This is a genomic window from Sodalis sp. RH16, from assembly GCF_047324245.1.
In the GTDB taxonomy this organism is placed as follows: Bacteria; Pseudomonadota; Gammaproteobacteria; order Enterobacterales; family Enterobacteriaceae; genus Acerihabitans; species Acerihabitans ligni.
In genome coordinates this window covers 3,077,403-3,103,557 of the sequence record NZ_CP178737.1, presented here as the reverse complement: position 1 = coordinate 3,103,557, position 26,155 = coordinate 3,077,403, and the positions used below count along the sequence as shown (strand labels likewise).

The window sequence follows — 26,155 nt, the reverse complement described above, 5'->3', positions numbered from 1 at the left end:
GGTTTGCCTATATTCTGACTATTTACTCAGGTATTTGCACAGATAGGCGCTGGCTTCGGCCACCTGCAGGAAAAACTCGCTCTTCGCCGGTACAAAAAACATCTCGCCGGGCATAAACACCTGCCAATCGTGCGCGCCGGGAATCAGTACTTTCAACGCACCGTTGATCACGGTCATCTCTTCCGGCTGTGCAGTGGTGAAAGTATATTCTCCGGCTTCCATAACGCCGACGCTGGCGCGACCAATGCTGGCGGAGTCAAAACCAATGGACTTCACTTTCCCGGCAAAATACTCATTTACATTCAGCATGGATCATTTCCTGTATCGATCATAATTTAAGTCATTCATAGTAAAAGGTGAAATATCGATTTGTCACGTCCTAATGCTGAAAAATGCCGGTAACCAGGCAGAAAAATTAACGAGGCCGCCAGCCTGGGTCGCCAATTTTTTCCGCCAGCATCCGGGTCACGGATATAAGGCGCGTTAACAGATGTTGCGGGAACGCATTGCCGTCGCTCAGGCTTGGAAAGGTCAGGCAAAGCCCGACGCGTTCGTTTCGCAGAGGATGCGTCAGAGACGTCGCCAGCGCGCTCTGGTCGGGCCGGGTTTCATTACGGGCATAAGACCAACCCTGCCGGCGCACCACGGTAAGGCGCTGTAATAAACCGGTTAACCCGTGTTGCGAAAAAGACGCATGCGCCGCCGCGCCCGGGACCAGGCGATCGATAACGTCACGCTCGGAATAACCGGCCAGCAGAGCCCGTCCGACGGCGGTGTTCGCCGCCGGTAACCGGTGCCCGGCGCTATAGGATGCCGGCCGGTGGGGGCAACCGTTAAATACCGATACGATGCGGACATAATCTTTTTCGAGCAGACAAATCATGCCGGCGCAGCCCTGTTCGTCGCTCAGGGCAGTCAGGGCGGGAGCAACCACATCCGTTAATGGCTTTGCACGCTGCCGGCCACCTACAGCCAGCAGCAATTCACCCACGGAATAAAGCCGGTTGGCGGGATTACGGACCAATAACCCCTGATCTTCCATGGCCACCAATAATCTGGACAAGGTACTTTTCGGCAACGGCAGCCGGCTGGCCACATCGCTGAAAGATAATCCCTGTTGTGGTAAAGACGAACTTTCATGGGCAAACAGTTTTAATACCGCTGATGCATTTTCCAAGGTAGACATGATTATTTTTCATTTTCATTTTTATTAAAAGCAGGTTGAATAATCTTTAAATTGTCAGCCGCTCTCCGTCAAGATAATATTTTCCCACAAAATAAACCTTCAGTTAAAAATAGCGTGTTTAATCCCTTAAGCGCGATAATAACGAGCTTATTCCTGACAATCTACGGTTATAGCCGTAAGGCTATCGGTAATTCAGTGAATTGCTCCGCGCGGATAAAGATAAGATTATTATTCAATTTACTAATAGTTGCGGGCCTGAATTCAATAAAAGTAATACAAATACAAGCCTATTGAAAATGACGTAAAAAATGATTAACCGGCGGTTCAGCCGCTAGAGCCTGAACCGCCGGTAAGTGATAGCGTACAATCCTACCGCCCTGCTGCTTATACCCAAAATAATTCGAGTTGCAAAAAGGCGGGTATATCAGGACTTATCTTCATCCTGATACCGATCCTTAGCGTCAAGCGCTTCCTGCTCGGTATCATGTTCGCTGATAAGCGTATCGGGCCTTGGATGATCCGCCCGCAATTCATAGACTTCTTTGGATTTACCAGGCAATCCCTTTTCTTTCTTTACTATATGCGCTTCACGCGGATACGGTGGTTTACTCGCCATAATCACTCCCTTATTTATGATTTGGTCGGGTAAATAAGTATAGGCTACTCTTGAAAACTCTGCTGGCGGGTAAAGGTTCGCGGGAACGGCTGCATGGATGGCGCCGTAACGGCCGCCCCTTCAGCCGGCGGCGCAGGGACAAAGCCGCTGCAAAACAGCCGAGACCACATCCTGCGGCGACTGGCCGGCATCCAGCACATGATGGGCAGCATCCTGATACAGCGCCTCGCGGGCCAGTAATATTTCCGCTATCTCTTCGGCGATGGGCCTGCCGGTAAGACTGGGACGCTGATCCTCTTCAGGCACGGCTTCCAGGCGCCGGGCCAGCACGTCCGCCGGGGCGTGCAAATAAAACACGGTGCCGGTGGCGCGCATGAACCGCCGGTTGGCCTCTGATAAAATGATTCCCCCGCCGGTGGCTACCACCTGACGGCCGTCGGCGCTTGCCACCCCATGCAATATATCGCTTTCGCGGGTCCTGAATCCCGCCCAGCCCTCCTGCTCCACTATCTGTGCCACGCTCAGACCGGTGGACTGCAGCAATATCAGGTCGGTATCGGTGAACTGAAATCCCAGCGCCTGCGCCAATGCCCGGCCAACGGTGGTTTTGCCGCATCCCCTAGCACCAACCATAAAAATGGGCTGTATAATCAACTGCATATCCTTTTTCACAAATAGCTATAATCGAACCTTTGTCCCGTTCGACCCGCAAAAAACCGACGGCAATACTGGCAGCAACCGCCGATGAAGTCCAGCGGAGCATTATGCGGCCGGTAAGAAGCATTAAATAACATACTTTTTGTGGGGTTGTCCTCTATGGCGCAAAAAAAAAGCCAAACACAGCAGGTTTATCCGCAGCGTTTGGCATGATGGTCATGGCGTCCCGGGCGCGTAACGGCCCGGGCAAATATCAGCTTTTGGGTTCCTTAACCTCTTTAACGATGCGGCGGGCATCGTCCATGGTCAGCGGCTCGCCCATCTTGATGAGCAAGGTACCGGTTGTACGCATGCGGCCGGTGCCCACCACGGCCATCAGTTTGTCTTTCAGGCCGAACAGCGCCACAAAATCGTCTTTATCCGGCGAGCCGATGATGTCGATATCATCCCATTTCTCCGCATGCCCCAGGTATTCGTAGCGCACCCCGTAATGCTGCGTCCAGAAAAAAGGCACCGAATCGTATTTCTCATCCAGACCCGCCATAACGCCTGCGGCTACGCGGCCATGCTGCTGCGCCACGCGCCAGTGCTCAATTCGCGTGGGATGTCCGTTAAGCGGGAAGGTGGCAATGTCGCCGATGGCGAAAATATCGTGCCCGGCCGACATGGATTCATCCACAGTCAAACTGCCGTCTTTATTGAGCGGCAATTCATGGATAAAGTCCGTAGCGGGCATGACTCCGGTGGCCAGCAACACCACATCGGCATCAATGCGGCGGCCGTCTTTCAATACCACCGCCGACACATGGCGATCGCCGTCGAAAGATGCCGGTTCGCCTTCAATGAATTTTACGCCCTTTTGCTCATGGCGCCGGCGGAAAAAGCTCGCCAGATCCTTGCCGAACTGTTTTTCAAACGGCAGGTCATGCTTGGCGATAACCGTAATATCGATATCCTGTTTACGGAAAGCCGCCGCCACCTCCATACCGATAAAATTATTGCCGATTATCACCAGCCGCTGCTTTTGCTCAACCACGGCCATAATGGCGGCCGCCTGCTCCCAACTGCGTAGAACCTCAATGCCCAGCAGCGCCTTGCCCGGCAGATCCGGCCGCTGCGGGATACCGCCGGTGGCCAGCAATAATTTCCGGTAGGGTACGACTGTGCCGTCTTCCAGCCGCAGCTGGTGTTTTTTTACGTCGAGCTCTTCCACGTTGCCGGTAATGCGCTCGACCTTTTGCTTTTTGTAAAAATCATCGTCGAGCAACGACGGAACCTCATCAATGGACATATCCCCCTGAGGCACGAATTTAGACAGCACAGTACGGTCATAGGGTGCCTGTTTTTCGCGCTCAACAACGATCAACCGGCCGCTATAGCCCTTTTCGCGCAGCGCCTTCAGCGCGGCGCTGCCGCCTGCGCCTGAACCCAGGACCACTATCGCCTGCGTATCGTCCACCTTGTCCAGGGCAGCGGCGCCCGGCAGGGCCTTGGGATCGAGCCAGATTGCCCCCTCCTCCACCTTCACCGGATAACGTTTCAGGGCACGCAGAGAGGGTGGTTCGCACAAAGCTCCCTCTTCGATGGTAAATACGGATTTATGCCAGGGACATATCAGCTTCCCTTCACAAAGGGCACCTTTTTCCAGCGGGGCGCCGGAATGAGGACAGGTCGCCTCAAGGGCAAAAACCTCATCGCCTTTCCTGATGAGCAGAATATCTGTTTCGTCCATGCTGACTTTTTTGGGTTCCAGCTCCGGCAAAGCGGATAACGACATCACTTTTTGATAGGCCACGATATGCTCCTTCAGGTATCTAAAATCATCGTTTTTATAAAACCGTACTCTTTAGAGGACTATCGTTAAGCCTAGCAGCTAATTTAAGGGTGGAAAGCGTGGGGGACTCAGAACGCGACAGGATGCATTAACGGTGCGAAGCGTAGGATAAACCCGGCGGCGCACCAGCCCGCGGGGATGCGGGCTGATAAAAAATTTTACGCAGGCGGTTATTTACTCATTGCCTGACGCAGCGCCAAACGGCCTTTTTCGCCGGGGCGACGCAGCGTCAAGGAGACCACCAGGGAGATTATCGATAACACCATAATCAAATGAAAGGTCACCATAAACCCACCCAACAACGAGGCGACAATAGAACCGATAATGCTGCCGACGCCGAAACCGAGATAAATCACCCCGTAGTTTTTAGTCAGGTTGTTGAGACCGAAGTAATCACTTACCAGTGAAGGATAAACGGTGATGGTGCCGCCAAAGCTAAAGGCAACGCAGGCCAGGGAGAGAAAAAACGATGCCTCGGCGAGAGGAGCGAAGGTGAGCGCCGCCATCCCTGCCAACGATACCACCTGCGCCAGCGTGATAACCCGTATCCGCGGCATTTTGTCGGAAAGCACGCCCAAGACCAGGCGTCCGCCGAGATTGGCTATGGCGATAATGGTTACCGCATTGGCGGCCGATACCGGCGATAAGTGAACCAGGCTTTCGCCAATGTCCTTTGCCACCCCGATAACATAGAGACCGCTCATGCAGGCGGTCAAAAACATCAGGGCCAGCAGCCAATATTGCGGCACTTTGATAGATTGTCCCAGCGTAAAATCGTGGGCAGCCTGCACTTTTTGAGTTTCCTGCCGCGGTGCGTCTTTCATCACCAGACCGCCGGCGATAACCATCAGCATGGCTATCAGTCCCCACAGTTCAAACGTCACTTCCAGGCTGTAACGGGCGAGCAGCTGGCTGTTGATGTATTTGAACCCCAGGCTTCCCAAGCCATAGGCGCCGATAGCGCAGGCGGAGATCACGCCTTTACGTTCAGGGAACCATTTGACGCAATTGGATAACGTCATCAAATAACCGATGCCGTCAGCCAATCCCACCAGGATGCCGGCGCATAACCACAGCATCGCCAGGTTGGTTGCGTAGGCGGTCAGCCAAAACCCCGCCGCCAGCAACACGCCGGCGCCGATGGTCACCTTACGCACGCCGAAACGGTCCTGAAATTTACCCGCCACCGACGAGGCCACCGCCAGCGCCAGACTCAGAAGGCCGAAAGAAAAGGCCACCTGGCTGACGGGCTGGTGGAGCTTATCCGCCAGCGGACCGTTAAACAGGCTCCAGGTATACACCGATCCCAGGGCAAACTGGGTCACGATAGTGCCGCATAGGGTCAGCCACCGGATATGATTGGATTGTTGAGTCATCATGTTCTGCCTCGTAGTAATCACTATCTATACCCAAGAGATTTCCAGTTGCAGCAAGACGGCAAGCTCGTGAGCCCCAGGAGCTTAGATAACCAAGTAACTGGGATAAACGAGCGCAGCCAACACCGCTGCAACTTGAAAGATGAAGGGTATTTCGATGCCCTCATCCGGGCTTAATGGCGCCACTATAAGGCAATGCCGGCGGGAGCGGCTCGAAATGGGAATGAGATGCCCTCCACCGGGAATGAAATGCATGTTGGCAGGTATGAACGGCTTAACGATTGATACGACGGGGTGACGGAAAAAAATAAGGATAAAGCGTGGTAAACAGGATTAGACGATTATTCACGAATGCTGTCAAGAATGATCATTGAATTAACATTATTAACATAAATTGATGTTTATTCATCAGCATCGCCATAGTATGTCATCCCGATACGAATAATATCCCGCCCCTGTGATTTGCGGTGCCGGTTACTGTCGCGAAGAGAGTAAATGCAACCGCAGTATTCCTGCTGATAAAAGCGCTCGCGTTTACTGATTTCAATCATGCGCGATGAACCACCCTGCTTGCGCCAGTTATAATCCCAATAGGTGATGCCGGGATATCTAGCGGCGGCGCGTTTGCCGCAGTCATTTATTTGCTGCATGTTTTTCCAGCGGGAAATGCCCAGCGAACTGGAGATAATGCTGAAACCTTGCTCGAAGGCATAGAGCGCGGTACGCTCAAAACGCATATCGAAACACATCGTGCAGCGTATCCCCCGCTCCGGTTCATGCTCCATGCCCCTGGCCCGGGCAAACCAGTTATCGCTGTCGTAATCGGCATCCACAAACGGCACCCGGTGCTTTTGCGCAAAACGGATATTCTCCTCTTTGCGGATTTGGTACTCCCGCCGCGGATGAATATTCGGGTTATAAAAGAAAATGGTATAGTCAATTCTCGAGGCGCCGAGCGCTTCCATCACCTCACCGGAACAGGGCGCGCAGCAGGAATGCAGCAGCAGCTTATGGGCCTGGTGGGGAAGTTGAAGCATCGGACGGGTCAATTCGGCCATGGGCGCTGTCTCTCTGGCAACGGATAACTGGTCGAGGAAAATATAGCATAACGCAGGCGGAACGCGGTGCCGCCGGGGGCGGCGTTTAAGCAAGGTTCAGGCAATCGGGGCAAGCAAATACACCCAATCCACCTTACCGCAGATACCGACAGGCATAATAGGCCCGCTATCACCACGCCAAGTACCGAGCGCGTTAACGGGCGACCATGCCAATGAGGCCGGATCGGACGGGAGTTTTCCGCCGGACCTAGCGCCCCATGGCATGGTAGACCGGATGGCGGCCCTACTCAGGCCAGACGAATCAGCTCAAAGGGAATATAGCGCTCGGCGGTATTTTGCAGTTCCACACACTTTGCCCGTTCGGCCTCGACGGGCGATAGCCCCTCGGCATGTACGGCCTTGGCAATGGATGTCTCACCGGTAGCGGCAATCATGACTTTCTGACCAGGGATGATTGCATTCCGATTCCTGTCATAAACGTGAATCATACACTCCTCCAATTTCCATCACGAAACCGATAGCAAGCATAGGCCCGCCGCAAGGGGCATAATTTGAGTTAAATCAAGCAAAACAACGGTTCATCGCCGGCGCCTTTTCAGCCGCAGAAGCCAACCCCGCATGAAACCTGCTCTAGGCGCCCCATTGGACAAAGTATGTTAACTGGTAACATATATCTGCAAACCTTTACGCTCGGCGCCTTTATGATTAGCCGTAAACAGACTAGATTTAAACGTAATGCAGCCTTCTGCGAACCTGAACATGTCAAAAGGTCAAAGCCATGCAATCTGAAGAGCAACGTCTTATTGAAGGGCTGTTTCAGCGCCTGAAACTGGCGGAACAGCAATCCGGCGCCCGTGATACCGCGGCGGATCGGCAAATCCAGGAATTTATCCGTCAGCAGCCCGCGGCGCCTTATTATATGGCGCAGTCTATTTTGATTCAGGAAGCCGCGCTCAAACGCCTGCATCAGCGGGTCACGCAGCTTGAAAACGAACTGACCGAGCTGAAAAACACTCCTCCCGCCCACAGCGGCGGTTTTCTCAGCAATCTGTTCGGCGGCGGTTCACGCGCGGCTCAGCCTCAGACGCAGGCCCAACAGCCCGCCAACGCCTGGGGCAGCCAAGGGCAGCAAACACCCCCTCCCGGCTATAACGGCTATGGGCAAACCCCTCCCCCCGGCTATAACGGCTACGCCCAAACGCCGCCTCCCGGCTATGGACAACAGCCGGTGCCTCCGCGTGGCGGCGGCTTTATGGCCGGCGCGCTGCAAACCGCGGCCGGGGTTGCCGGCGGCGTGGTATTGGGCAATATGCTCACCGGCATGTTCCATAACAGCCGGCCGGAGGAGATAGTCAATGTTATCGACCAGCCCATGGATACCGCCGCCACGGATCCCCTGACCAATCAGGATTTCCAAAGCAATAACCTCGACACCTTCAATGATGTCTCGGACAGCCATTTCCTGGATAATAACAATAATTATCTGGGCGGCGATAATGCCGGCGGCGATACCGATTACAATAACGGCTTTGGTGCCGATAACGGCTTTGGCTCGGATAATGGTTTTGGTTCAGATAATGGCTTTGGCTCCGATAACGGTTTTGGTTCGGATGGCGGCTTCGGTTCAGACGATGACTTCAGCGACGATGATAATTTTGTCTGATAGCCGGTCTGCTTAAAAAAATCGCCGGCGTAGCGCCGCTGGCGAAAACAAATTCCTGCTTTTGAACCGCGCCGCCAAAGCAATACTACCCAGCCCGCTAGCAGCGCGGTTCATATGGCCGGGGTTTAATTATATCGAGCCCCGCGTTATCTATGCGAACCATTCTAATGTCCCCTAAGCTTGTACCCATCGCTCCATGACGATTTGAAGGATAATTTCACTTCACCTCACGAATACTCTCTTTACTTCTAAATTTCGCTAGAAAATAAGAAAATATTAAATTACAATAATTTCATGAACCTTTTTTTCTCAAAAATTCATAAATACAGTTAAAGTAAAAAACTCGTATTTCATCGACAGTCTTTGTATTTTAGCGAAGGATCTTTTACCAAAATAATAAATAAAACTCACCATACGTTAGTTTTAGCAGGACATCCCTGACAGTAGGCCTGATAAAAATCATGTTATTACATGACAGCTTGCAGCACCGGGCTTACGCATCAATAGCAGAGGATATAAATTTTTTAAGAATTACTAAATCAAGCTAATTTAATAACATATCTGTTATAAAGGCTGATAATTATGCGTAAAAAAACTCAGTGGCGCCTTTGTTATTACGTTTACACCTTTAAACATTGATAAAAGAATATTTTATCAGATTAAAAATATAAATAAATTTAATATTATCACCGCGACCATTGCAATGACGTTATGTATATATTCCATACCTGAAAAGGCGTCGGCGGCTTGCGCTCCTGCGCCAGCGGATGGCGTGACCACGACATGCGCGAACGGGATAAAAACAAGGACCGCCTGTTCCAGCCGTTTATCGAAGCCAACTGGATACATAACAGCAAGGATTTCGGCGCCACGCTGAACGGCGTCACCGTTAGTCAGGACGGCGCGGCCAATATCGGCGAGCTGAAACTGGGGGTGAACGGGCAGCTTAACAAAAACTTCAACCTGTGGGGCAGCGTCGGCCAGCAGGTGGGCAATAAAGGCTACAGCGATACCGCCGGCATGCTGGGCTTGAAATATCTATTTTGACAAAACAGGCCGGCTAATAGCGCTGAAAGCGTGCCTTATCCAAGTCATGTTATGCGAAAACTCACTGGATCCATAACAGCACAGCTTTCGGCATCAGCCTCAATGGCGTCACAGCGTCTCACGAATGATGGCATTTTTAAAATAGCATTTTTTTCGCAGCCATTAATCAAACAAATGAAAGGAATGAAAATCATGCGTAAAATAACTCCTCTGGCGCCTTCGTCTTTAGGTTCTATTTCTTTAAGCATTAATAAAACGACAACTGTTAAAATTAAATCCGTAAATAAATTTAATGTCATTGCCGCAGCCATTGCGCTAAGTATATATGCCATGCCTGATAAGGCGTCAGCGGCCTGCGCCCCAGCCCCGGCGGATGGCGTGACCACGATATGCGATACCTCGTCGGTGCATACCACCACTCTCGGCACCGGACCCGGTTCGAATAATGTGACCATTAATGTCCTTCCTTCCGCAGAAATCGATACCGGTGTATTCAGCGCCATTAGCCTTGACTCGGGTTCCGTCATTACCCTGCAAGACGGTGCCGTGGTTAAAAATGCCGGGTATAGCGCGGTGGTCGGCAGCGGAAATTGGGGAAAGGAGCAAAATACCATAGAGTTCAATAATGATAACGCTATCACGGTGGGACATGGCGCGCAGGTGCTGTTGACCTCAGGTACCGCACACGTTTTTGGAATCATAGGCGCAGGCAATACCATCATCAACCACGGTTTAATTTCATCTAGTTTAATTATATTCGAACTTTATAATAACGTTGGCAGCAATATTATAGACAATTACGGAACCATCGCCAGTGTTGCTGACAATCGGGTCCTTCTAATTTCCTCCGGCAATGGAGATGTTTCCTTAATCAATCGTACCGGGGCCTTGATTTACGGCGTAGTGCGTTTGGGTGCTGGGAATGATACAATTACTCTCGAGCCTGGCTCGGTTCTTACGGGTACAAGCATATCTGGTGGCGATGGAATTAATTCTTTTACACTTGAAGGATCGTCTAATCCTTCGGCGACAGCTGATATTTTACCAACCAACATTAGAGGTTTTCAATCGCTGACCAAAACCGGCGCGGGAGAGTGGCTGTTGACGGGCCAGCTCGACGCCACTGTCTCCAACGTGACCGTCAATGACGGCACCCTGACCCTGGCCGGAAGTAATAGCTTCGTCGGCGATACCCATATCAACGGCGGCACCTTGGCCGCTCAGGCCGCCAACGCCTTCAGCCCCAATTCGGCCTATATCATCGCCACACCCGGCGCCATGGATTTAAACGGCTTTAGCCAAACCATCGCCAGCGTCGACAATGCAGGGGGCATCAACCTCAACGGCGCCAACGCCGGCACCGTGCTCACCGTCACCGGCGACTATACCGGCAATAACGGACGGCTCAATTTTAACGCCAAACTCTCCGACGACGCCTCACAGTCCGAACGCCTTATCGTCGGCGGCAGCACGTCCGGCGATACCCAGGTTACCGTCAACAACGCCGGCGGCGGCGGCGCCCAGACCATTGACGGCATCGAGCTGATTACCGTCAACGGCAGCTCGGACGGCGAGTTTATCCAGTCCGGCCGCATCGTGGCCGGGGCCTATGACTATAATCTCGAACGCGGCACCGGCGCCAACGCCGCCAATTGGTATCTCAACAGTTCAACGTCGACGCCGGCGCCGGGACCCATTCCCGACCCGGATCCGGCCCCCGGCGACATGGTGGAGCGTCCTGAAGACTCAAGCTACGGCGCCAACCTGGCCGCCGCCAATACCCTGTTCGCCGCCGGCCGGGATACCCGCTCGGTCCTGACCGCCTATATCGACCCCATCACCGGCCAACAGCAGACCACCAGCCTGTGGATGACCAATGTGGGCGGCCACAACCGCTCACGCGATGACAGCGGACAGCTGCGCACCCAAAGCAATCGTTATGTCCTGCAACTGGGGGGCGATGTGGGACAGTGGAGCAGCGACGGCGCCGACAGCTTTCGCCTGGGGGTGATGGCCGGTTACGGCAACGCGAAAAGCACCACCGTATCCCAGGTCTCCGGCTACCGTGCCAAAGGCTCGGTGGACGGCTACAGCGTCGGTCTCTACGGCACCTGGTACGCCGATGCCGCCGGCCACGACGGGCTCTATGTCGACGGCTGGACCCAATACGGCTGGTTCGACAACGAAGTGAACGGGCAAGACCTCAATGAGCAAGACTATAAATCCAAAGGCTTCACCGCGTCGCTGGAAACCGGCTACGCCTTTACTATCGGCGCCAACCCGGCCAGAAACGCCACTTATTATATCGAGCCCCAGGCCCAGGCCATCTGGATGGATGTCAAAGCCGACGACCTCACCGAGGACAACGGCACCCGGGTCAGCGGCGACGGCGACGGCAATATCCAGACCCGCCTGGGGGTCAAGGCCTATATGAACGCCTATAGCGAACGGGATAAAAACAAGGACCGCCTGTTCCAGCCGTTTATCGAAGCCAACTGGATCCATAACAGCAAGGATTTCGGCGCCACGCTGAACGGCGTCACCGTCAGTCAGGACGGCGCGGCCAATATCGGCGAGCTGAAACTGGGGGTGAACGGACAGCTGAATAAAAACTTCAACCTATGGGGCAGCGTCGGCCAGCAGGTGGGCAATAAAGGTTACAGCGACACCGCCGGCATGCTGGGATTGAAATACCTGTTCTAAAGAGACCATGGTAGACGACGAAGCCACCATCACGTAGCGGCTAAGCGTACCATGGTCAACGGCTCCATAAACATTTGACTGGCACAAACGCTTGATGAGAGACCGATACGCTGCGGCCACCGCAGCGTTTTTATGTTTCTCCGCTCACATTAATCGAATACCCGTTAATTTAAAAATGGCAATTAGACTTTTTTTTATTTATGGTAATTTTTATTGGATCTTAGCTATTATATAAAATTTATTTTTTTCTCAACATAATCTCTGTTATTAATAAACCGCGCTGAAGATTTGCATTATCCGATTCATGTTCTTAATAAGTATGCACAGGTCTTATGGATAGAGTAGCGTTGTAATACATATCCATCATGATTGCAAAACATACTCTGAGTTCGCCCGGAAACATAACTATTAAAGGATGTTAATCATGAGCACGTTAAATTCTACGCCACGGTTTTTATTAATTGACACAAACGCATCATTATTTTTTCACATAAAAAAAATAAGCAAATTTAATATCATTACCGCTGCTATTGCATTGACTTTTTCCGTGTCGCCAGAAATAACGCTGGCGGCCTGTACCCCTCCCCTGGTGAACGATGGCAGCACCGTTTGTGATGCTACCGTAGACCAAACCACCACCGTCGGCACCGGACCCGGAACAACTAACGTCACCATTACCGTCCAGCCCGGCGCTACAATTACCACCGGCGCGGTCACTGCGATAAGCGTGAATTCCGATTCCACAATCATTTTACAAAACGGCGCCAATGTGATTAACAATAGCAGCGCACTGACGGGTTCGGGTAATTGGAGTACGGGTGAAAATACCATTGAGTTCAACAACGATACCACTCTGGAAATAGCGCCTGGGGCACAGGTACTGTCACAAGGCCCAACTGGCTCGAACGAAGCTATCAACGTCATAGGGGCGGGGAATAGCATTATCAATCACGGCCTGATTCAAGGAAATGCCAGTTCGGCAATCTGGTTCCAGCCCGCCACGGGCATCAACACCATAGACAATTACGGCACCATCAGCATACTGACTCCGGGCGGTACGGCTATCGGTAGTTCAGGCACCATGGTGTCCATAATCAATCGCGACGGCGGCTCCATTATCGGCAACGTCAGTATGGGCTCCGGCGATGACAGCGTAACCCTTGAATCAGGCTCGCTTTTGGAAGGTAACATTAGCGGCGGCGGCGGAACAAATACGCTTACCTTAACCGGTGCGGCAAGTTCGACCGACACCTTGGACCTTCTGGCAGGCAATATAACCAATTTTCAAAGCCTGACCAAAAACGGCGAGGGAGAATGGCAATTAACCGGCGGACTCACCAACATTGCCAACGTGACCATCAACGAGGGCACCCTGGCCCTGGCCGGCACTAATACCTACGTCGGCAATACCAATATCAATGGCGGCACCCTGGCCGCCCAGGCCGCCGGTGCCTTGAGCCCCAATTCGGCCTATATCATCGCCGCACCCGGCGCCATGGATTTAAACGGCTTTAGCCAAACCATCGCCAGCGTCAGCAATGCCGGCGTCATCAACCTTAACGGCGCCGACGCCGCCACCGTGCTCACCGTCGCCGGCAACTATACCGGCAATAACGGCCGATTGAATTTCAACGCCAAGCTCTCCGACGACGCCTCACAGTCCGAACGCCTGATTGTCGGCGGCGACACCTCCGGCGATACCCAGGTCACCGTCAACAACGCCGGCGGCAGCGGCGCCCAGACCATTGACGGCATTGAGCTGATTACCGTCAACGGCAGCTCGGACGGCGAATTTATCCAGTCCGGCCGCATCGTCGCCGGCGCTTATGATTACACCCTGGCGCGCGGCACCGACGTTAATGCCGCCAACTGGTATTTGAACAGCTCCACGGCCGCGCCGACGCCGGAACCGCCTGGAGCGGAACCGCCCTCGGAACCCATTCCCGACCCCCATCCCGACCCGGGCGACATGGTGGAGCGTCCTGAAGACTCAAGCTACGGCGCCAACCTGGCCGCCGCCAATACCCTGTTCGCCGCCAGCCTGAATACCCGTTCGCGATTGACCGCCTATATCGACCCCATCACCGGCCAACAGCAGACCACCAGCCTGTGGATGACCAATGTGGGCGGCCACAACCGCTCACGCGATGACAGCGGACAGCTGCGCACCCAAAGCAATCGTTATGTCCTGCAACTGGGGGGCGATGTGGGACAGTGGAGTAGCGACGGCGCCGACAGCTTTCGCCTCGGGGTGATGGCCGGCTACGGCCATGCCCGCAGCAATACCGACTCGCAGGTCTCCGGCTACCGTTCCAAAGGCTCGGTGGACGGCTACAGCGTCGGTCTCTACGGCACCTGGTACGCCGATGCCGCCGGCCACGACGGGCTCTATGTCGACGGCTGGACCCAGTACGGCTGGTTCGACAACGAGGTAAACGGGCAAGACCTGGGCGAGCAAGACTATAAATCCAAGGGCTTCACCGCCTCGCTGGAAACCGGCTACGCCTTTAATATCGGCGCCAACCCGGCCAACAACGCCACTTATTATATCGAGCCCCAGGCCCAGGCCATCTGGATGGACGTCAAAGCCGACGACCTCACCGAGGACAACGGTACCCGGGTCAGCGGCGACGGCGACGGCAATATCCAGACCCGCCTGGGGGTCAAGGCCTATATGAACGCCTACAGCGAACGGGATAAAAACAAGGACCGCCTGTTCCAGCCCTTTATCGAAGCCAACTGGATCCACAACAGCAAGGATTTCGGCGCTACGCTTAACGGCGTCACCGTCAGTCAGGACGGCGCGGCCAATATCGGCGAGCTCAAATTGGGGGTCAACGGCAAAATCAGCAAAAACCTCAACCTGTGGGGCAGCGTCGGCCAGCAGGTGGGCAACAAAGGCTACAGCGACACCGCCGGCATGCTGGGCGTGAAATACCTGTTTTGATTAAACACGCCGGATAATGCTGATGGTTTTCCCGGCATTCAACGTAGAAAGACATTAAAGAGAATGTAGTAGAGTAAGACCGCATTTGCCGCGGCCGAGTTAAATTATGTTTCCCTGCTCACATAAATTAATTTCTGTCACATTGGAAAATGGTAATTGTTCTGGTTTTTAATTGATGTGGCATTTTATGGCTGATATTACTTAATGAAATGGATTGCGATTTAACATAACCCCTGGTATTTAAATTAATTAGCGCTAAAAGCTTGCCATATCCGAGTCAAGATATGTGGAGGCCAACCGGATCCATAACAGCAAATATTCCGGCGCCAGCCCCGATGGCGTCACTGCGTCTTACGATTGCTGACAGCTTTAAAAGAGTACTTTTCCGACAACCGACAATTAAACAAATGTAAGGAATTAAATTTATGCGTAAAATAACACCTATGTCGCCTCCATCATTAGATGCCATTTATTCATGCATTAATAAAAAAAAACCTTTTCAGATTTATGTAATAAATAAATTTAATATAATTGCCGCAGCCATTGCGCTAAATTTATATGCCGTGCCTAATATGGCGTCGGCGGCATGCAACCCCGCGCTGGCGGATGGCGTCACCACTACATGTGACACTACATCAACTCATACAACCACCCTTGGCAGCGGTCCTGGTTTAGATAATGTGACCATTGTTGTGGACCCTAACGCTCAAATCATTACCGGCATAAACAGCGCCATTAGCCTCGATTCAAATTCAAACATTACGTTGGGGACAAATTCTCTGGTGCAAAATACACCTGAAGCCTCGGGCCCAGGGAATTGGGGCTCTGGCGCAAACACTATTGAGTTTAATAATGATAATACTCTGACCGTGGAATCTGGAGCAGAGGTGTGGGCGGAAGAAGGAATACGAAATGAAAATATTGACAATGCCCTTCATGTTATTGGCTCCGGGAATACCATTATTAATCATGGCTATATTTTTAGCCAAGCCGGCAATGCCATTCAAATTGAATCCAGCACTGGATTAACTACCATTGACAACGACGGGACGATTGCAAACTTTTATCCCAACGGAATCGCCATCTCAAGCGCGTTTAGCAACGGGGATGTTTCAATTGTCAACCATTCCGGCGGAATAATCGCTGGGGCAATTAATTTAGGCGGTGGGAATGATAGCATAGTTTCTGAAGACCACTCTTATCTCTCCGGCAATATCAATGGTGGCGGCGGGAGCAATACCCTGATCCTGGACGCGACGTCAAGCAACGTCTTGCCAGCAAGCCGGGTAGAAGGCACTATCAGTAACTTCCAAAGCTTGACCAAAAACGGCGTGGGACTATGGCGGATACTAGGCCAGATCGACGACACTGTTTCGAATCTCACCATTAACGATGGCACCCTGGCCCTTTATCAAAATAACGCATACACCGGCAACACCAATATCAACGGCGGCACCCTAGCCGCCTACGCCGACAATGCCCTCAGCCCCAATTCGGCCTACACTATCGCCGCACCCGGCGCCATGGATTTAAACGGCTTTAGCCAAACCATCGCCAGCGTCAGCAATGCCGGCGTCATCAACCTTAACGGCGCCGACGCCGGCACCGAGCTTACCGTCACCGGCAACTACGCTGGCAATAACGGCCGGCTCACTTTCAACGCCAAGCTCTCCGACGACGCTTCCGACTCCGAACGCCTTATCATCGGCGGCGACACCTCCGGTGAGACCACTGTCACCGTCAACAACGCCGGCGGCAGCGGCGCCCAGACCATTGACGGCATCGAGCTGATTTCGGTCGCCGGCGCCTCCGACGGCGAGTTTACCCAGTCCGGCCGTATCGTCGCCGGGGCTTATGATTATACCCTGGCGCGCGGCACCGACGCCAATGCCGCCAACTGGTATCTGAACAGCTCAACGGCGGCGCCGACGCCGGAACCCCCCGGAGCAGAGCCTGAGCCATCGCCGGAACCCATTCCCGACCCCGACCCGCAACCGGGCGATATGGTGGAGCGTCCTGAAGATTCCAGCTACGGCGCCAATCTCGCCGCCGCCAATACTCTGTTCGCCGCCAGTCTGAATGACCGTTCAGGATTGACCACCTATATCGACCCCATCACCGGCCAACAGCAGACCACCAGCCTGTGGATGACCAATGTGGGCGGCCACAACCGCTCCCGCGATGACAGCGGACAGCTGCGCACCCAAAGCAATCGCTACGTCCTGCAGCTGGGGGGCGATGTCGGCCAGTGGAGCAGCGACGGCGCCGACAGCTTTCGCCTCGGCCTGATGGCCGGCTACGGCCACGCCCGCAGCACTACCGACTCGCAGGTCTCCGGCTACCGCTCCAGAGGCTCGGTGGACGGCTACAGCGTCGGTCTCTACGGCACCTGGTACGCCGACGCCGCCGGCCACGACGGGCTCTATGTCGACGGCTGGACCCAATACGGCTGGTTCGACAACGAAGTGAACGGGCAAGACCTCAATGAGCAAGACTATAAATCCAAAGGCTTCACCGCGTCGCTGGAAACCGGCTACGCCTTTACTATCGGCGCCAACCCGGCCAGAAACGCCACTTATTATATCGAGCCCCAGGCCCAGGCCATCTGGATGGATGTCAAAGCCGACGACCTCACCGAGGACAACGGCACCCGGGTCAGCGGCGACGGCGACGGCAATATCCAGACCCGCCTGGGGGTCAAGGCCTATATGAACGCCTATAGCGAACGGGATAAAAACAAGGACCGCCTGTTCCAGCCGTTTATCGAAGCCAACTGGATCCATAACAGCAAGGATTTCGGCGCCACGCTGAACGGCGTCACCATCAGTCAGGACGGCGCGGCCAATATCGGCGAGCTGAAACTGGGGGTGAACGGACAACTGAATAAAAACTTCAACCTGTGGGGCAGCGTCGGCCAGCAGGTAGGCAATAAAGGCTACAGCGATACCGCCGGCATGCTGGGGATGAAATATCTGTTTTAAACGCTATAACCGATTGGCACAGCGAAGATGTTTGAGAAGTCGCGTGTGAAAGGGAAACCGCGCCGATGGGGTCGAAGCGGGCATGGTTTTCCTGCCCGCCCGAGCACCCCATGGCACGGTAAGCCCGCTTGCACCGAACGTGCAACGAGCCTGTTAAAGGGAAACCGCGCCGATGGGGTCGAAGCGGGCATGGTTTTCCTGCCCGCCCGAGCGCCCCATGGCACGGTAAGCCCGCTTGCACCGAACGTGCAACGAGCCGGCCTCAGGCAAACTACTTGCCGCGGCTCTTGATAACCTGCTCCGCCACCGCTTTTGGCGCTTCCGAATAGTGCTTGAACTCCATGGTATACGTAGCGCGCCCCTGCGACATGGAACGCAGCGTAGTGGAATAGCCGAACATTTCCGCCAGCGGCACCTCGGCACGGATAAGCTTACTGCCGAGAATATCCTCCATCCCCTGCACCATGCCGCGCCGTGACGAGAGATCCCCCATCACGTTGCCCATGAAATCTTCCGGCGTTTCCACTTCCACCGCCATCATCGGCTCCAGCAGAATCGGCTGCGCCTGACGCATCCCGTCCTTGAACGCCATCGCGGCCGCCATACGAAACGCATTTTCGTTGGAATCCACCTCATGATAAGAACCGAAGAACAGCGTCGCTTTCACGTCCACCACCGGATAGCCCCCCAATACGCCGGAGGTCAGCGTATCCTGAATACCCTTGTCGATAGAGGAGATATACTCCCGCGGCACCACGCCGCCCTTGATGGCATCCACGAACTCATAGCCTTTGCCCGCCGGCTGCGGTTCGATTTTCAGCACCACGTGCCCATACTGTCCACGGCCGCCGGTCTGCTTAACGTACTTGCCTTCCACCTCTTCCACGGTCTTTTTAATGGTTTCCCGATAGGCAACCTGCGGTTTACCCACCGTTACCGCCACGCCGAACTCGCGGCGCATCCGCTCCATCAGGATTTCCAGATGCAGCTCGCCCATGCCGGAGATAATGGTCTGGCCGGATTCATCATCGGTCTTGACGCGGAACGACGGATCCTCCTGCATTAACCGTCCCAGGGCAATACCCATTTTTTCCTGGTCCACCTTGGTCTTCGGCTCAATGGCCTGGGAAATGACCGGATCGGGGAAAATCATGCGTTCCAGAATAATCGGATGATCCGGATCGCACAGGGAGTCGCCGGTGGTCACATCCTTCATGCCCACCGTGGCGGCGATATCGCCGGCATGGACTTCCTTGATATCTTTACGTTCATTGGCATGCATTTGCAGCAAACGGCCCAAACGCTCTTTTTTACCCTTCACCGGGTTAAACACCGAATCCCCGGTGGATATGGTGCCGGAATAGACCCGGAAAAAGATCAGCTGGCCGACAAAGGGGTCGGTCATGATCTTGAACGCCAGGGCGGAGAACGGCTCGGTATCGCTGGAGTGACGTTCCACTTCCTTATCGTTCTCGTCATGGCCGACAATGGCCGGCACGTCGATGGGCGACGGCAGGTAGTCCACCACCGCGTCCAGCAATGCCTGCACGCCTTTATTCTTAAAGGCGCTGCCGCACAGCATCGGCACGATTTCATTGTCGATGGTGCGCTTGCGCAATGCGCTCTTGATCTCTTCTTCGGTGAGTTCCTCGCCGTTCAGGTATTTATTCATCAAGTCTTCGCTGGCTTCGGCCGCCGCTTCCACCATATGGTTGCGCCACTCCAGCGCCGACGCCATCAAGGCCGCCGGGACATCTTCGTAGGTGAACTTCACACCCTGGGTGGAATCATCCCAGACAATGGATTTCATCTTGATCAAATCCACCACGCCCTCGAAATGCTCTTCGGCGCCCACCGGAATCTGAATCGGCACCGCTACCCCTTTGAGGCGTTTGGCGATCTGGGTCTGCACCTTGAAAAAATCCGCGCCGGTGCGGTCCATCTTGTTCACGAACGCGATACGCGGCACTTTGTATTTGTTTGCCTGGCGCCAAACGGTTTCCGACTGCGGCTGAACCCCGCCCACGGAGTCATACACCATCACCGCGCCGTCCAATACCCGCATGGATCGTTCCACTTCGATGGTGAAATCCACGTGCCCCGGGGTATCGATAATATTGATATGATGTTCCGGATAGTTACCGGCCATCCCTTTCCAGAAGGTGGTGGTGGCAGCTGAGGTAATGGTGATTCCGCGTTCTTGCTCCTGCTCCATCCAATCCATCGTTGCAGCGCCGTCATGCACTTCACCGATTTTATGGCTGACCCCGGTATAAAACAGAATACGCTCAGTGGTGGTAGTCTTGCCGGCATCAATATGAGCACTGATGCCGATGTTGCGATATCGTTCTATGGGAGTTTTACGGACCATACAATTACCTTAGATGCCCCTAATGGACAAAACCTACTGTGAAACATTTTCCCGGCGGCCTACGGCGGCGGGGACTGAGTAATAAATTGAGTTTGTTGCGCATTTCCGGGCAATCCGGCGGAAAAAAAACAGCGCCGGCGCGCCTGGTCAGAATGCGCCTTTTGTAACCGCTCTTCAATGTCCGCCAGTGCCTTTGTCGCTCAGGGTCACATAGCGGCGCGGAACATTACCGGCATAGGCCGAAACCGCGCATGCCGAAGTGGAAATGGCCGGCATGGGCGCTATTGTAGTCGGGACCGAGGGAATTGCCGAAGAAATCGCAGCTCTGGCTGAAGATGCTATGTAAATAAGCGCCTTCGGCATCGTCTCGCCGCCACTGCCGCGACACGGTGATGTCTTTGCCGTTCGCCAGGCGAAAACCCGCCACATCCAGCGCATCGGCACCGGCGTGTTCGCTGAGCCGGGCGTCGGGACGGCTGTAGATATTGCGACAGGCATAGCTGCCGAGGTGGTCAATGCGCGCCAGCGGCGAACCGAGGTCCGTCTCGGCCCGTGGCAAGGCGGATTGCGCCACGAACATGGCGCTGCTGAGCGCCAGGGGACAGCTGGCCAGAAAACTCGAGCTCAGCGCCACCGGCCCGAAGCTGCGCACCCGCACCGGCGACACCAGCGGGCAGGCGCCGGTAGTGGTTCTCTCGGCGGTAAAATCGATACGACCGGCGGCGCGCGCCTGCGCCAGTATCGCCAGACAGGCGGCGGGGTCCCGGGCCAGGGACCGCAGCTTGAACCGGGTAATCAACGTCGGCGGGTCGGTAACTGAAACGGGCGCAAAGGGATCGTAACCCGGCGGCAGGTAGCGCTGAAGCCGTGGGGCGAAGACTACCGCCAGCGCTACCGCAATCAATAAACCCAATAGGAATCGCACCCGGTTTTATTCCCTGCACGAGGTCGGATGGTAAGATTCTAGCAGTTGATCCGGTTTAAGGGATTTTTGCGGCGGTTTCCAGCGTAGCCGGGATCCCGGTTGCCAGATTAACGACAGTTGCCCCCTGGCTGGGTGACGAAGAGGCTTCTGTGGTTTCCAACGCGCGCCGGGCCGCGATGCGGTAGGGCTTCGGGGCATGGCCGTTAACACGTTTGAAGGCGCTGCTGAAGGCGCTCTCCGAAGTATACCCCAGCGAACGGGCGAGCACCGCCACCGGCACGTCGCTTTCCCGCAGCGCCCGTCCCGCCAGGCGCATGCGCCAATCGGTCAGATAGGAGAGAGGCGCAACGCCCGCCACCGCCTTGAAATGCAAGGCAAAGGAGGTTCGGGACATGGCGGCGGCCCTGGCCAGCTCCGCCAGTTGCCAAGGGTGGCCCGGATCCCCATGCATCAGCCGCAAGACCGGCGCGATGCGCGGGTCCGCCAGCGCCCTCAGCCAGCCGGCCGCCAGCGTGCCGGCGGTGGAGAAATGCACGCGCAATATTTGCACGAACATCAGCTGGGCTAGCTGGGACGAGGCGATACCGACCCCCGGCAGTTGCGCCGTTCTTTCCCGCACCAGTTGATCCAGCAGCCATCTCAGTACCGAGGCCTGGGGCGAAGCGGCCCGGACATGAATGAACGGCGGCAGGACATCCGACAGCAATCCTCCGCTGGCGGGATCCAGTTTGATATGACCGCCTATCTGTATGCAATCCTCGCCCTCGCCGAGCTTGGCGTTCTTATTGTCGCTGGCGGCAAAAACCCGGACCGCATCCAGGGGCGCCTGGGTCAAATCCCCCGCCAGCACAAACGAACGCTGCGCCGCCAGCAGAAACACATCGCCCTCCTCCAGGCGCAGCGGCTCATCCTCATCGTTAAAACGAAACCAGCAGTTGCCCTTCACAAGCGCGAAAAATTTGATTTTATCAGGAGCCGGAAAGCGGAGCGCCCAAGCGCCGCCGGCCGTAAATCCGCCGGAGACCACGGATTGGGCCTGGGTGAACTGCAGAATATCGGAAAAAAGATCGTTCATTATTGAACTATCGCGCAATAAATACGGATTTTCAAGCATTCATCGTTCAGTCAGCGAAGACTACACTGGGTCCCATGCACTCACCGTTATCCCTTGCAGGAGTCCAATATCATGTCCGCATTGCAAAAACCCCTCCATTCCGGTTTCAGCGCCGCTTCCACCAGCGGCGAAGTGATTAAAGGCATCGATCTGACCGGCAAAATCGCCATTGTCACCGGCGGCTATTCCGGCCTCGGCCTGGAAACCGTGCGAACGTTACGATCGGCCGGCGCCACGGTCATTGTGCCGGCGCGGGATCGGGATAAAGCCGCCGCCGCGCTGCGGGGGCTGGACGGCGTCGAGCTTGAGGTTATGGATCTGGCCCGGCCCGCCTCCATCGACGCTTTTGCCGCGAAATTCATCGACGGCCGACGGCCGCTGCACATTCTGGTGAACTGCGCCGGGATCATGGCCTGCCCTCTTGAGCGGGATGAACGGGGTTATGAATCCCAGTTCTCCACCAACCACCTCGGCCATTTCCAGCTGACGGCGAGGCTCTGGCCGGCGCTCCGGCGGGCCGGCGGAGCACGGGTGGTTTCGGTATCCTCCTGGGGACACCGCTTTTCCCCGGTGGTATTTGACGATCCTAACTTCGAACATCGCGAATACGATCGCTGGCAAGGTTACGGACAGTCGAAAACCGCCAATATCCTGTTTGCCCTGGCGCTGGACGGCCACGGTGTAGCCCACGGCGTGCGCGCCTTTTCACTGCATCCCGGCGGGATTCTGGACACCGGCCTCGGCAAACATCTGTCACAAGGAGAACTGAGGGAAGCGGGAGTCATTGACGATGCCGGAAAGCCCATCCTGGATCCCGCCAAAAACCTTAAAACCGTGGAACAGGGCGCGGCCACCATTGTCTGGTGCGCCGCCAGTCCGCAGCTCAACGGTATGGGCGGTCTTTATTGCGAAAACAGCGATATCGCACCGCTGGCCCCGGAAGGTCGCGCCGGCGGTTGGAATACCGGCGATGCCACCAGGCTCACCCTCAATGGCGTCCTGCCCTACGCTGTAGATCCGGCATCCGCAGAACGCCTGTGGCATCTGAGCGAACGGCTGCTGGGTTTTACCTTCACAGCTGATTAAGCCGAGGCCGCGCTTATCGCGGCCTCGGTCTTGCCTCCGGCGATGGCGGTTATTGCCGCATGCCGATAGCCAGGCGGTTAAAACCGTTAATCAGGGCGACGGCGAAGGTCAGATCGGCAATTTCCCCATCGGTAAACTGGCTTTTTAACGGCTCGAATACCTCATCCGGCGCGCCGGTGGCGGCAATATGGGTCAGGGCTTCCGCCCAGGCAAGCGCTGCGCGCTCCCGCTCGCTAAAATGCGAGCTCACCCGCCATCCGGCCAGGCTATCGAATTTAACTTCCGCCAAACCGCCGGCCCGCAGCGCGGCGGCGTGCATTTCCAGACAAAACGCACAGCCGTTGATTTGCGACACGCGCAAATTAACCAACTCTATTAATTGCTGTCCCAACGTGCTGTTTCCCAATGCTTTATTGACCATCAGAAATCCCTGATAGGCTTCCGGGGATAATTTGGCGTAAGGCAAACGTAATTGGCTCATAGGTATTTCTCTCTGCTGATGCCGGCGGGCCGGTCATCTTTGTAAAACGAAGGTGAAAGCCGCATCATAAGCGTCTTCATTAAATGCGGGTTCACTATAGGCAATGAATGTCATAATCTACAGGGCCAAGAACCGGCTGAATGATTAGGACATGCCATGCCTTATCAGCACATACAACTTGATGGCGACCATTCAATACCGCTCTATCTGCAGATTTACCGGCGGTTTCGCGAGGCCATCACCAACGGCCGGCTGCATCCCGGCGATCGCATCCCGTCGGTGCGCAGCCTGGCCAGCGAATTGGATCTGGCCCGCGGCACGGTGGAAACGGCTTATCAATTATTGATAAGCGAAGGGTATCTGTTAACGCGCGGCCCGGCGGGCACGGTGGTCTCACCCCAGTTGCCGACCCGCCGCATTAAGGAAAAGCCGACGCTTCCGGTGGTTATCCGTGAGTCGACAATTCGCCCTCAGCGCCCCGTTCCGCTGCCGCTGCAGCTTGGCTTACCGGCGCTGGATGCCTTTCCGCGCAAACTTTGGGCCCGCCTGGCCGGCAGCCGCCTGCGCCGGCCGGGGGTGGAGAACATGGTTTATCCCGATCCCCGCGGTTATGCGCCCCTGCGTTCAGCTATCGCCGCTTACGTGGGCATCTCCCGCGGCATTGTCTGCGGGCCGGATCAGGTCTTTATCTGCGCCGGTTACCCCGCGGCCCTTGAGCTGATATGCCGTTGCCTGATGAAGCCGGGGGACGCCTGCTGGTTCGAGGATCCCGGTTATCCCTTCGCCCGCGATGTGCTCATCGGCGCCGGCGCAAAGCTTGTACCGGTGCCGGTGGATGGATCAGGCCTGCGGGTGGACGCCGGTCAGACGCTGGCGGACGATGCCCGTTTTGCCGTGGTGACGCCGTCTCATCAAAGTCCGCTGGGGGTCGCCCTCTCCCTGCCCCGCCGCCTGGCTTTGCTTGAATGGGCCAATCGGCGGCAAAGCTGGATCGTTGAAGACGATTATGACAGCGAATACCGTTATCACGGCCGCCCGCTGCCGGCGCTAAAGAGCCTCGACGACGGGGGACGGGTACTTTATGCCGGGACCTTCAGCAAGGTATTGTATCCGGGTCTGCGGCTGGCCTATCTCGTGGTGCCGGCCGGGCTTATCCCCCGGTTTGCCGGGGTTTCCGAACGAATGGCCAATAACTGCCCCGAATTATTGCAGGGCACCGTCAGCGATTTCATTGAACAGGGGCATTTCACCCGCCATTTGAAAAAAATGCGGAACCTCTACACCCTGCGCCGGAGTTATCTGGAAGGGGCGCTACAGGAGATTTGCGGGCAGCATCTGAAAATAGCGCCTCAGGCCGGCGGCATACAGCTGCTGGCCCGACTGAAGGCCGGCACCGACGATGGGGCGCTGGCGGATGATGCCTTGGCATCCGGCGTGGCGGTGCAGGCATTGTCGCGCTGGTGTCTGGCGGCCGAAATCGAACCGGGACTGCTGATGGGATTCACCAATGTCGCCAGCCCCGAACAGGCCCGGGACATATGCCGGATATTAATGTTATCCCTTAACCGGCCATTGGCTTAACCCTAAAATTTCAGTTAATTTCCAAATCGGTTGCCCCGATGTTTACTTAAGGGAGTTCATATTTAATCGGGTCCGATAAGCGGTCCGGCACCCATCATCCTCTCTGATCAATGCGCGTTTCGACTTTGCTGTGAAGTCCTTGCCCGTCCTAGAGCGGGCTTTTTTTTGCCCATGGAAAAATGGTGTTGGTTAAACAACGCTTTTCATTGACCGGCTCTCCTGTCGGCGCTGAAAAAAAACGTTGTTTTCGTGTTTACGCCCCCGGTATTTAGGTTCATACTTGCGTCGGTTTCATGTAGCAATGAGCTAGACTTTACGCCTCGGACCTAGGTTCGGGGCATCCTCCGATTTCCTTGTTCTACTCCCCCTTGATATATTTTTTTTCCTCCTGTGCGCCGATATCACGCCAAGATTGCCGTTCCATCCGGTTTCCCATGGCTACCGCCGACACCCTGGCTTTTATACCCGCCATATTTTCAGGGCAGCGCGCTCGCCGCTAAACCCTGCCTGCAATCTGCCGATAACCTAT

At 55.2% G+C, this 26,155-nt stretch carries 19 protein-coding genes and 1 pseudogene; 7 read left to right on the top strand and 13 right to left on the bottom strand.

The features are described 5' to 3' along the window. Positions 1 to 18 precede the first annotated feature (18 nt). The 8 genes from ppnP to ydfZ all read right to left on the bottom strand — a co-directional run bounded on the left by ppnP (position 19) and on the right by ydfZ (position 7,215). Positions 19 to 309 carry a pyrimidine/purine nucleoside phosphorylase gene (ppnP, locus tag ACL2XJ_RS14270; protein ID WP_132922978.1) on the bottom strand — a complete coding sequence of 97 codons (291 nt, stop codon included), beginning with the start codon at positions 307 to 309 and terminating at the stop codon, positions 19 to 21. A gap of 106 nt (positions 310 to 415) precedes the next feature. Further along, complete coding sequence (locus tag ACL2XJ_RS14265) at positions 416 to 1,186, bottom strand: IclR family transcriptional regulator (protein ID WP_203522420.1); 771 nt, start codon at positions 1,184 to 1,186, stop codon at positions 416 to 418. A gap of 424 nt (positions 1,187 to 1,610) precedes the next feature. Beyond that, positions 1,611 to 1,802, bottom strand: a complete 192-nt coding sequence (locus ACL2XJ_RS14260; protein ID WP_132922980.1) for a hypothetical protein — start codon at positions 1,800 to 1,802, stop codon at positions 1,611 to 1,613. A gap of 120 nt (positions 1,803 to 1,922) precedes the next feature. Next, entirely contained in the window at positions 1,923 to 2,453 is a 531-nt protein-coding gene (gene aroL / locus ACL2XJ_RS14255; RefSeq protein ID WP_413726895.1) for a shikimate kinase AroL, read from the bottom strand. Positions 2,454 to 2,712: 259 nt separating this feature from the next. Continuing rightward, a complete protein-coding gene (locus ACL2XJ_RS14250) occupies positions 2,713 to 4,254 on the bottom strand; it encodes an FAD-dependent oxidoreductase (protein ID WP_413723616.1) in 1,542 nt (513 codons plus the stop codon). 209 nt (positions 4,255 to 4,463) lie between these two features. Beyond that, positions 4,464 to 5,672 carry an MFS transporter gene (locus tag ACL2XJ_RS14245; protein ID WP_203522422.1) on the bottom strand — a complete coding sequence of 403 codons (1,209 nt, stop codon included), beginning with the start codon at positions 5,670 to 5,672 and terminating at the stop codon, positions 4,464 to 4,466. Between the two features lie 398 nt (positions 5,673 to 6,070). After that, positions 6,071 to 6,727, bottom strand: coding sequence for an epoxyqueuosine reductase QueH (locus ACL2XJ_RS14240; RefSeq protein ID WP_413723615.1), 657 nt, complete (start codon positions 6,725 to 6,727; stop codon positions 6,071 to 6,073). Between the two features lie 287 nt (positions 6,728 to 7,014). After that, positions 7,015 to 7,215 carry a putative selenium delivery protein YdfZ gene (gene ydfZ / locus ACL2XJ_RS14235; protein WP_132922984.1) on the bottom strand — a complete coding sequence of 67 codons (201 nt, stop codon included), beginning with the start codon at positions 7,213 to 7,215 and terminating at the stop codon, positions 7,015 to 7,017. A 290-nt stretch (positions 7,216 to 7,505) separates the two neighbouring features. On the opposite strand from ydfZ, the gene ACL2XJ_RS14230 reads away from it, so the two are divergent. After that, entirely contained in the window at positions 7,506 to 8,390 is an 885-nt protein-coding gene (locus ACL2XJ_RS14230) for a DUF2076 domain-containing protein (protein WP_413723614.1), read from the top strand. Between the two features lie 795 nt (positions 8,391 to 9,185). Beyond that, positions 9,186 to 9,437 (top strand): annotated as a pseudogene (locus tag ACL2XJ_RS14225) (autotransporter outer membrane beta-barrel domain-containing protein); the annotation flags it as partial. Positions 9,438 to 9,481: 44 nt separating this feature from the next. On the opposite strand, the gene ACL2XJ_RS14220 reads toward ACL2XJ_RS14225, so the two are convergent. Then, entirely contained in the window at positions 9,482 to 9,892 is a 411-nt protein-coding gene (locus ACL2XJ_RS14220) for a hypothetical protein (protein WP_413723613.1), read from the bottom strand. A gap of 646 nt (positions 9,893 to 10,538) precedes the next feature. Here ACL2XJ_RS14220 and ACL2XJ_RS14215 point away from each other — a divergent pair. From ACL2XJ_RS14215 to ACL2XJ_RS14205, 3 genes are all read left to right on the top strand, one after another. After that, a complete protein-coding gene (locus ACL2XJ_RS14215; RefSeq protein WP_413723612.1) occupies positions 10,539 to 12,140 on the top strand; it encodes an autotransporter outer membrane beta-barrel domain-containing protein in 1,602 nt (533 codons plus the stop codon). A 547-nt stretch (positions 12,141 to 12,687) separates the two neighbouring features. After that, positions 12,688 to 15,087, top strand: a complete 2,400-nt coding sequence (locus ACL2XJ_RS14210) for an autotransporter outer membrane beta-barrel domain-containing protein (RefSeq protein WP_413723611.1) — start codon at positions 12,688 to 12,690, stop codon at positions 15,085 to 15,087. 1,271 nt (positions 15,088 to 16,358) lie between these two features. Then, positions 16,359 to 18,068, top strand: a complete 1,710-nt coding sequence (locus ACL2XJ_RS14205; protein WP_413723610.1) for an autotransporter outer membrane beta-barrel domain-containing protein — start codon at positions 16,359 to 16,361, stop codon at positions 18,066 to 18,068. Between the two features lie 271 nt (positions 18,069 to 18,339). Here the strand turns inward: ACL2XJ_RS14205 and fusA are convergent, their stop codons facing one another. From fusA to ACL2XJ_RS14190, 3 genes are all read right to left on the bottom strand, one after another. Further along, positions 18,340 to 20,439 (bottom strand): elongation factor G, encoded by a 2,100-nt coding sequence (fusA, locus tag ACL2XJ_RS14200; protein WP_203522428.1) that lies wholly within the window; start codon positions 20,437 to 20,439, stop codon positions 18,340 to 18,342. Positions 20,440 to 20,665: 226 nt separating this feature from the next. Beyond that, positions 20,666 to 21,364, bottom strand: a complete 699-nt coding sequence (locus tag ACL2XJ_RS14195; RefSeq protein ID WP_413723609.1) for an extensin family protein — start codon at positions 21,362 to 21,364, stop codon at positions 20,666 to 20,668. Between the two features lie 55 nt (positions 21,365 to 21,419). Then, complete coding sequence (locus tag ACL2XJ_RS14190) at positions 21,420 to 22,478, bottom strand: AraC family transcriptional regulator (protein WP_413723608.1); 1,059 nt, start codon at positions 22,476 to 22,478, stop codon at positions 21,420 to 21,422. Between the two features lie 72 nt (positions 22,479 to 22,550). Between ACL2XJ_RS14190 and ACL2XJ_RS14185 the strand changes: the two genes are divergently transcribed. Continuing rightward, positions 22,551 to 23,564, top strand: coding sequence for an oxidoreductase (locus tag ACL2XJ_RS14185; RefSeq protein WP_413723607.1), 1,014 nt, complete (start codon positions 22,551 to 22,553; stop codon positions 23,562 to 23,564). 49 nt (positions 23,565 to 23,613) lie between these two features. Here ACL2XJ_RS14185 and ACL2XJ_RS14180 read toward each other — a convergent pair whose 3' ends face one another. Next, positions 23,614 to 24,045, bottom strand: a complete 432-nt coding sequence (locus tag ACL2XJ_RS14180; protein ID WP_413723606.1) for a carboxymuconolactone decarboxylase family protein — start codon at positions 24,043 to 24,045, stop codon at positions 23,614 to 23,616. Positions 24,046 to 24,201: 156 nt separating this feature from the next. On the opposite strand from ACL2XJ_RS14180, the gene ACL2XJ_RS14175 reads away from it, so the two are divergent. Then, complete coding sequence (locus tag ACL2XJ_RS14175; protein WP_413723605.1) at positions 24,202 to 25,626, top strand: PLP-dependent aminotransferase family protein; 1,425 nt, start codon at positions 24,202 to 24,204, stop codon at positions 25,624 to 25,626. Positions 25,627 to 26,155 lie beyond the last annotated feature (529 nt).

What these genes read in the sequence shown, in the direction of transcription:
- ACL2XJ_RS14185 (WP_413723607.1), top strand. Translation starts at nt 22,551, where the DNA reads ATGTCCGCATTGCAAAAACCCCTCCATTCCGGTTTCAGCGCCGCTTCC.
- ACL2XJ_RS14220 (WP_413723613.1), bottom strand. Translation starts at nt 9,892, where the DNA reads ATGGTCACATTATTCGAACCGGGTCCGGTGCCGAGAGTGGTGGTATGC.
- ACL2XJ_RS14175 (WP_413723605.1), top strand. Translation starts at nt 24,202, where the DNA reads ATGCCTTATCAGCACATACAACTTGATGGCGACCATTCAATACCGCTC.
- ACL2XJ_RS14180 (WP_413723606.1), bottom strand. Translation starts at nt 24,045, where the DNA reads ATGAGCCAATTACGTTTGCCTTACGCCAAATTATCCCCGGAAGCCTAT.
- ppnP (WP_132922978.1), bottom strand. Translation starts at nt 309, where the DNA reads ATGCTGAATGTAAATGAGTATTTTGCCGGGAAAGTGAAGTCCATTGGT.
- ACL2XJ_RS14240 (WP_413723615.1), bottom strand. Translation starts at nt 6,727, where the DNA reads ATGGCCGAATTGACCCGTCCGATGCTTCAACTTCCCCACCAGGCCCAT.
- ACL2XJ_RS14190 (WP_413723608.1), bottom strand. Translation starts at nt 22,478, where the DNA reads ATGCTTGAAAATCCGTATTTATTGCGCGATAGTTCAATAATGAACGAT.
- fusA (WP_203522428.1), bottom strand. Translation starts at nt 20,439, where the DNA reads ATGGTCCGTAAAACTCCCATAGAACGATATCGCAACATCGGCATCAGT.
- ydfZ (WP_132922984.1), bottom strand. Translation starts at nt 7,215, where the DNA reads ATGATTCACGTTTATGACAGGAATCGGAATGCAATCATCCCTGGTCAG.
- ACL2XJ_RS14230 (WP_413723614.1), top strand. Translation starts at nt 7,506, where the DNA reads ATGCAATCTGAAGAGCAACGTCTTATTGAAGGGCTGTTTCAGCGCCTG.
- ACL2XJ_RS14265 (WP_203522420.1), bottom strand. Translation starts at nt 1,186, where the DNA reads ATGTCTACCTTGGAAAATGCATCAGCGGTATTAAAACTGTTTGCCCAT.
- ACL2XJ_RS14245 (WP_203522422.1), bottom strand. Translation starts at nt 5,672, where the DNA reads ATGATGACTCAACAATCCAATCATATCCGGTGGCTGACCCTATGCGGC.
- ACL2XJ_RS14260 (WP_132922980.1), bottom strand. Translation starts at nt 1,802, where the DNA reads ATGGCGAGTAAACCACCGTATCCGCGTGAAGCGCATATAGTAAAGAAA.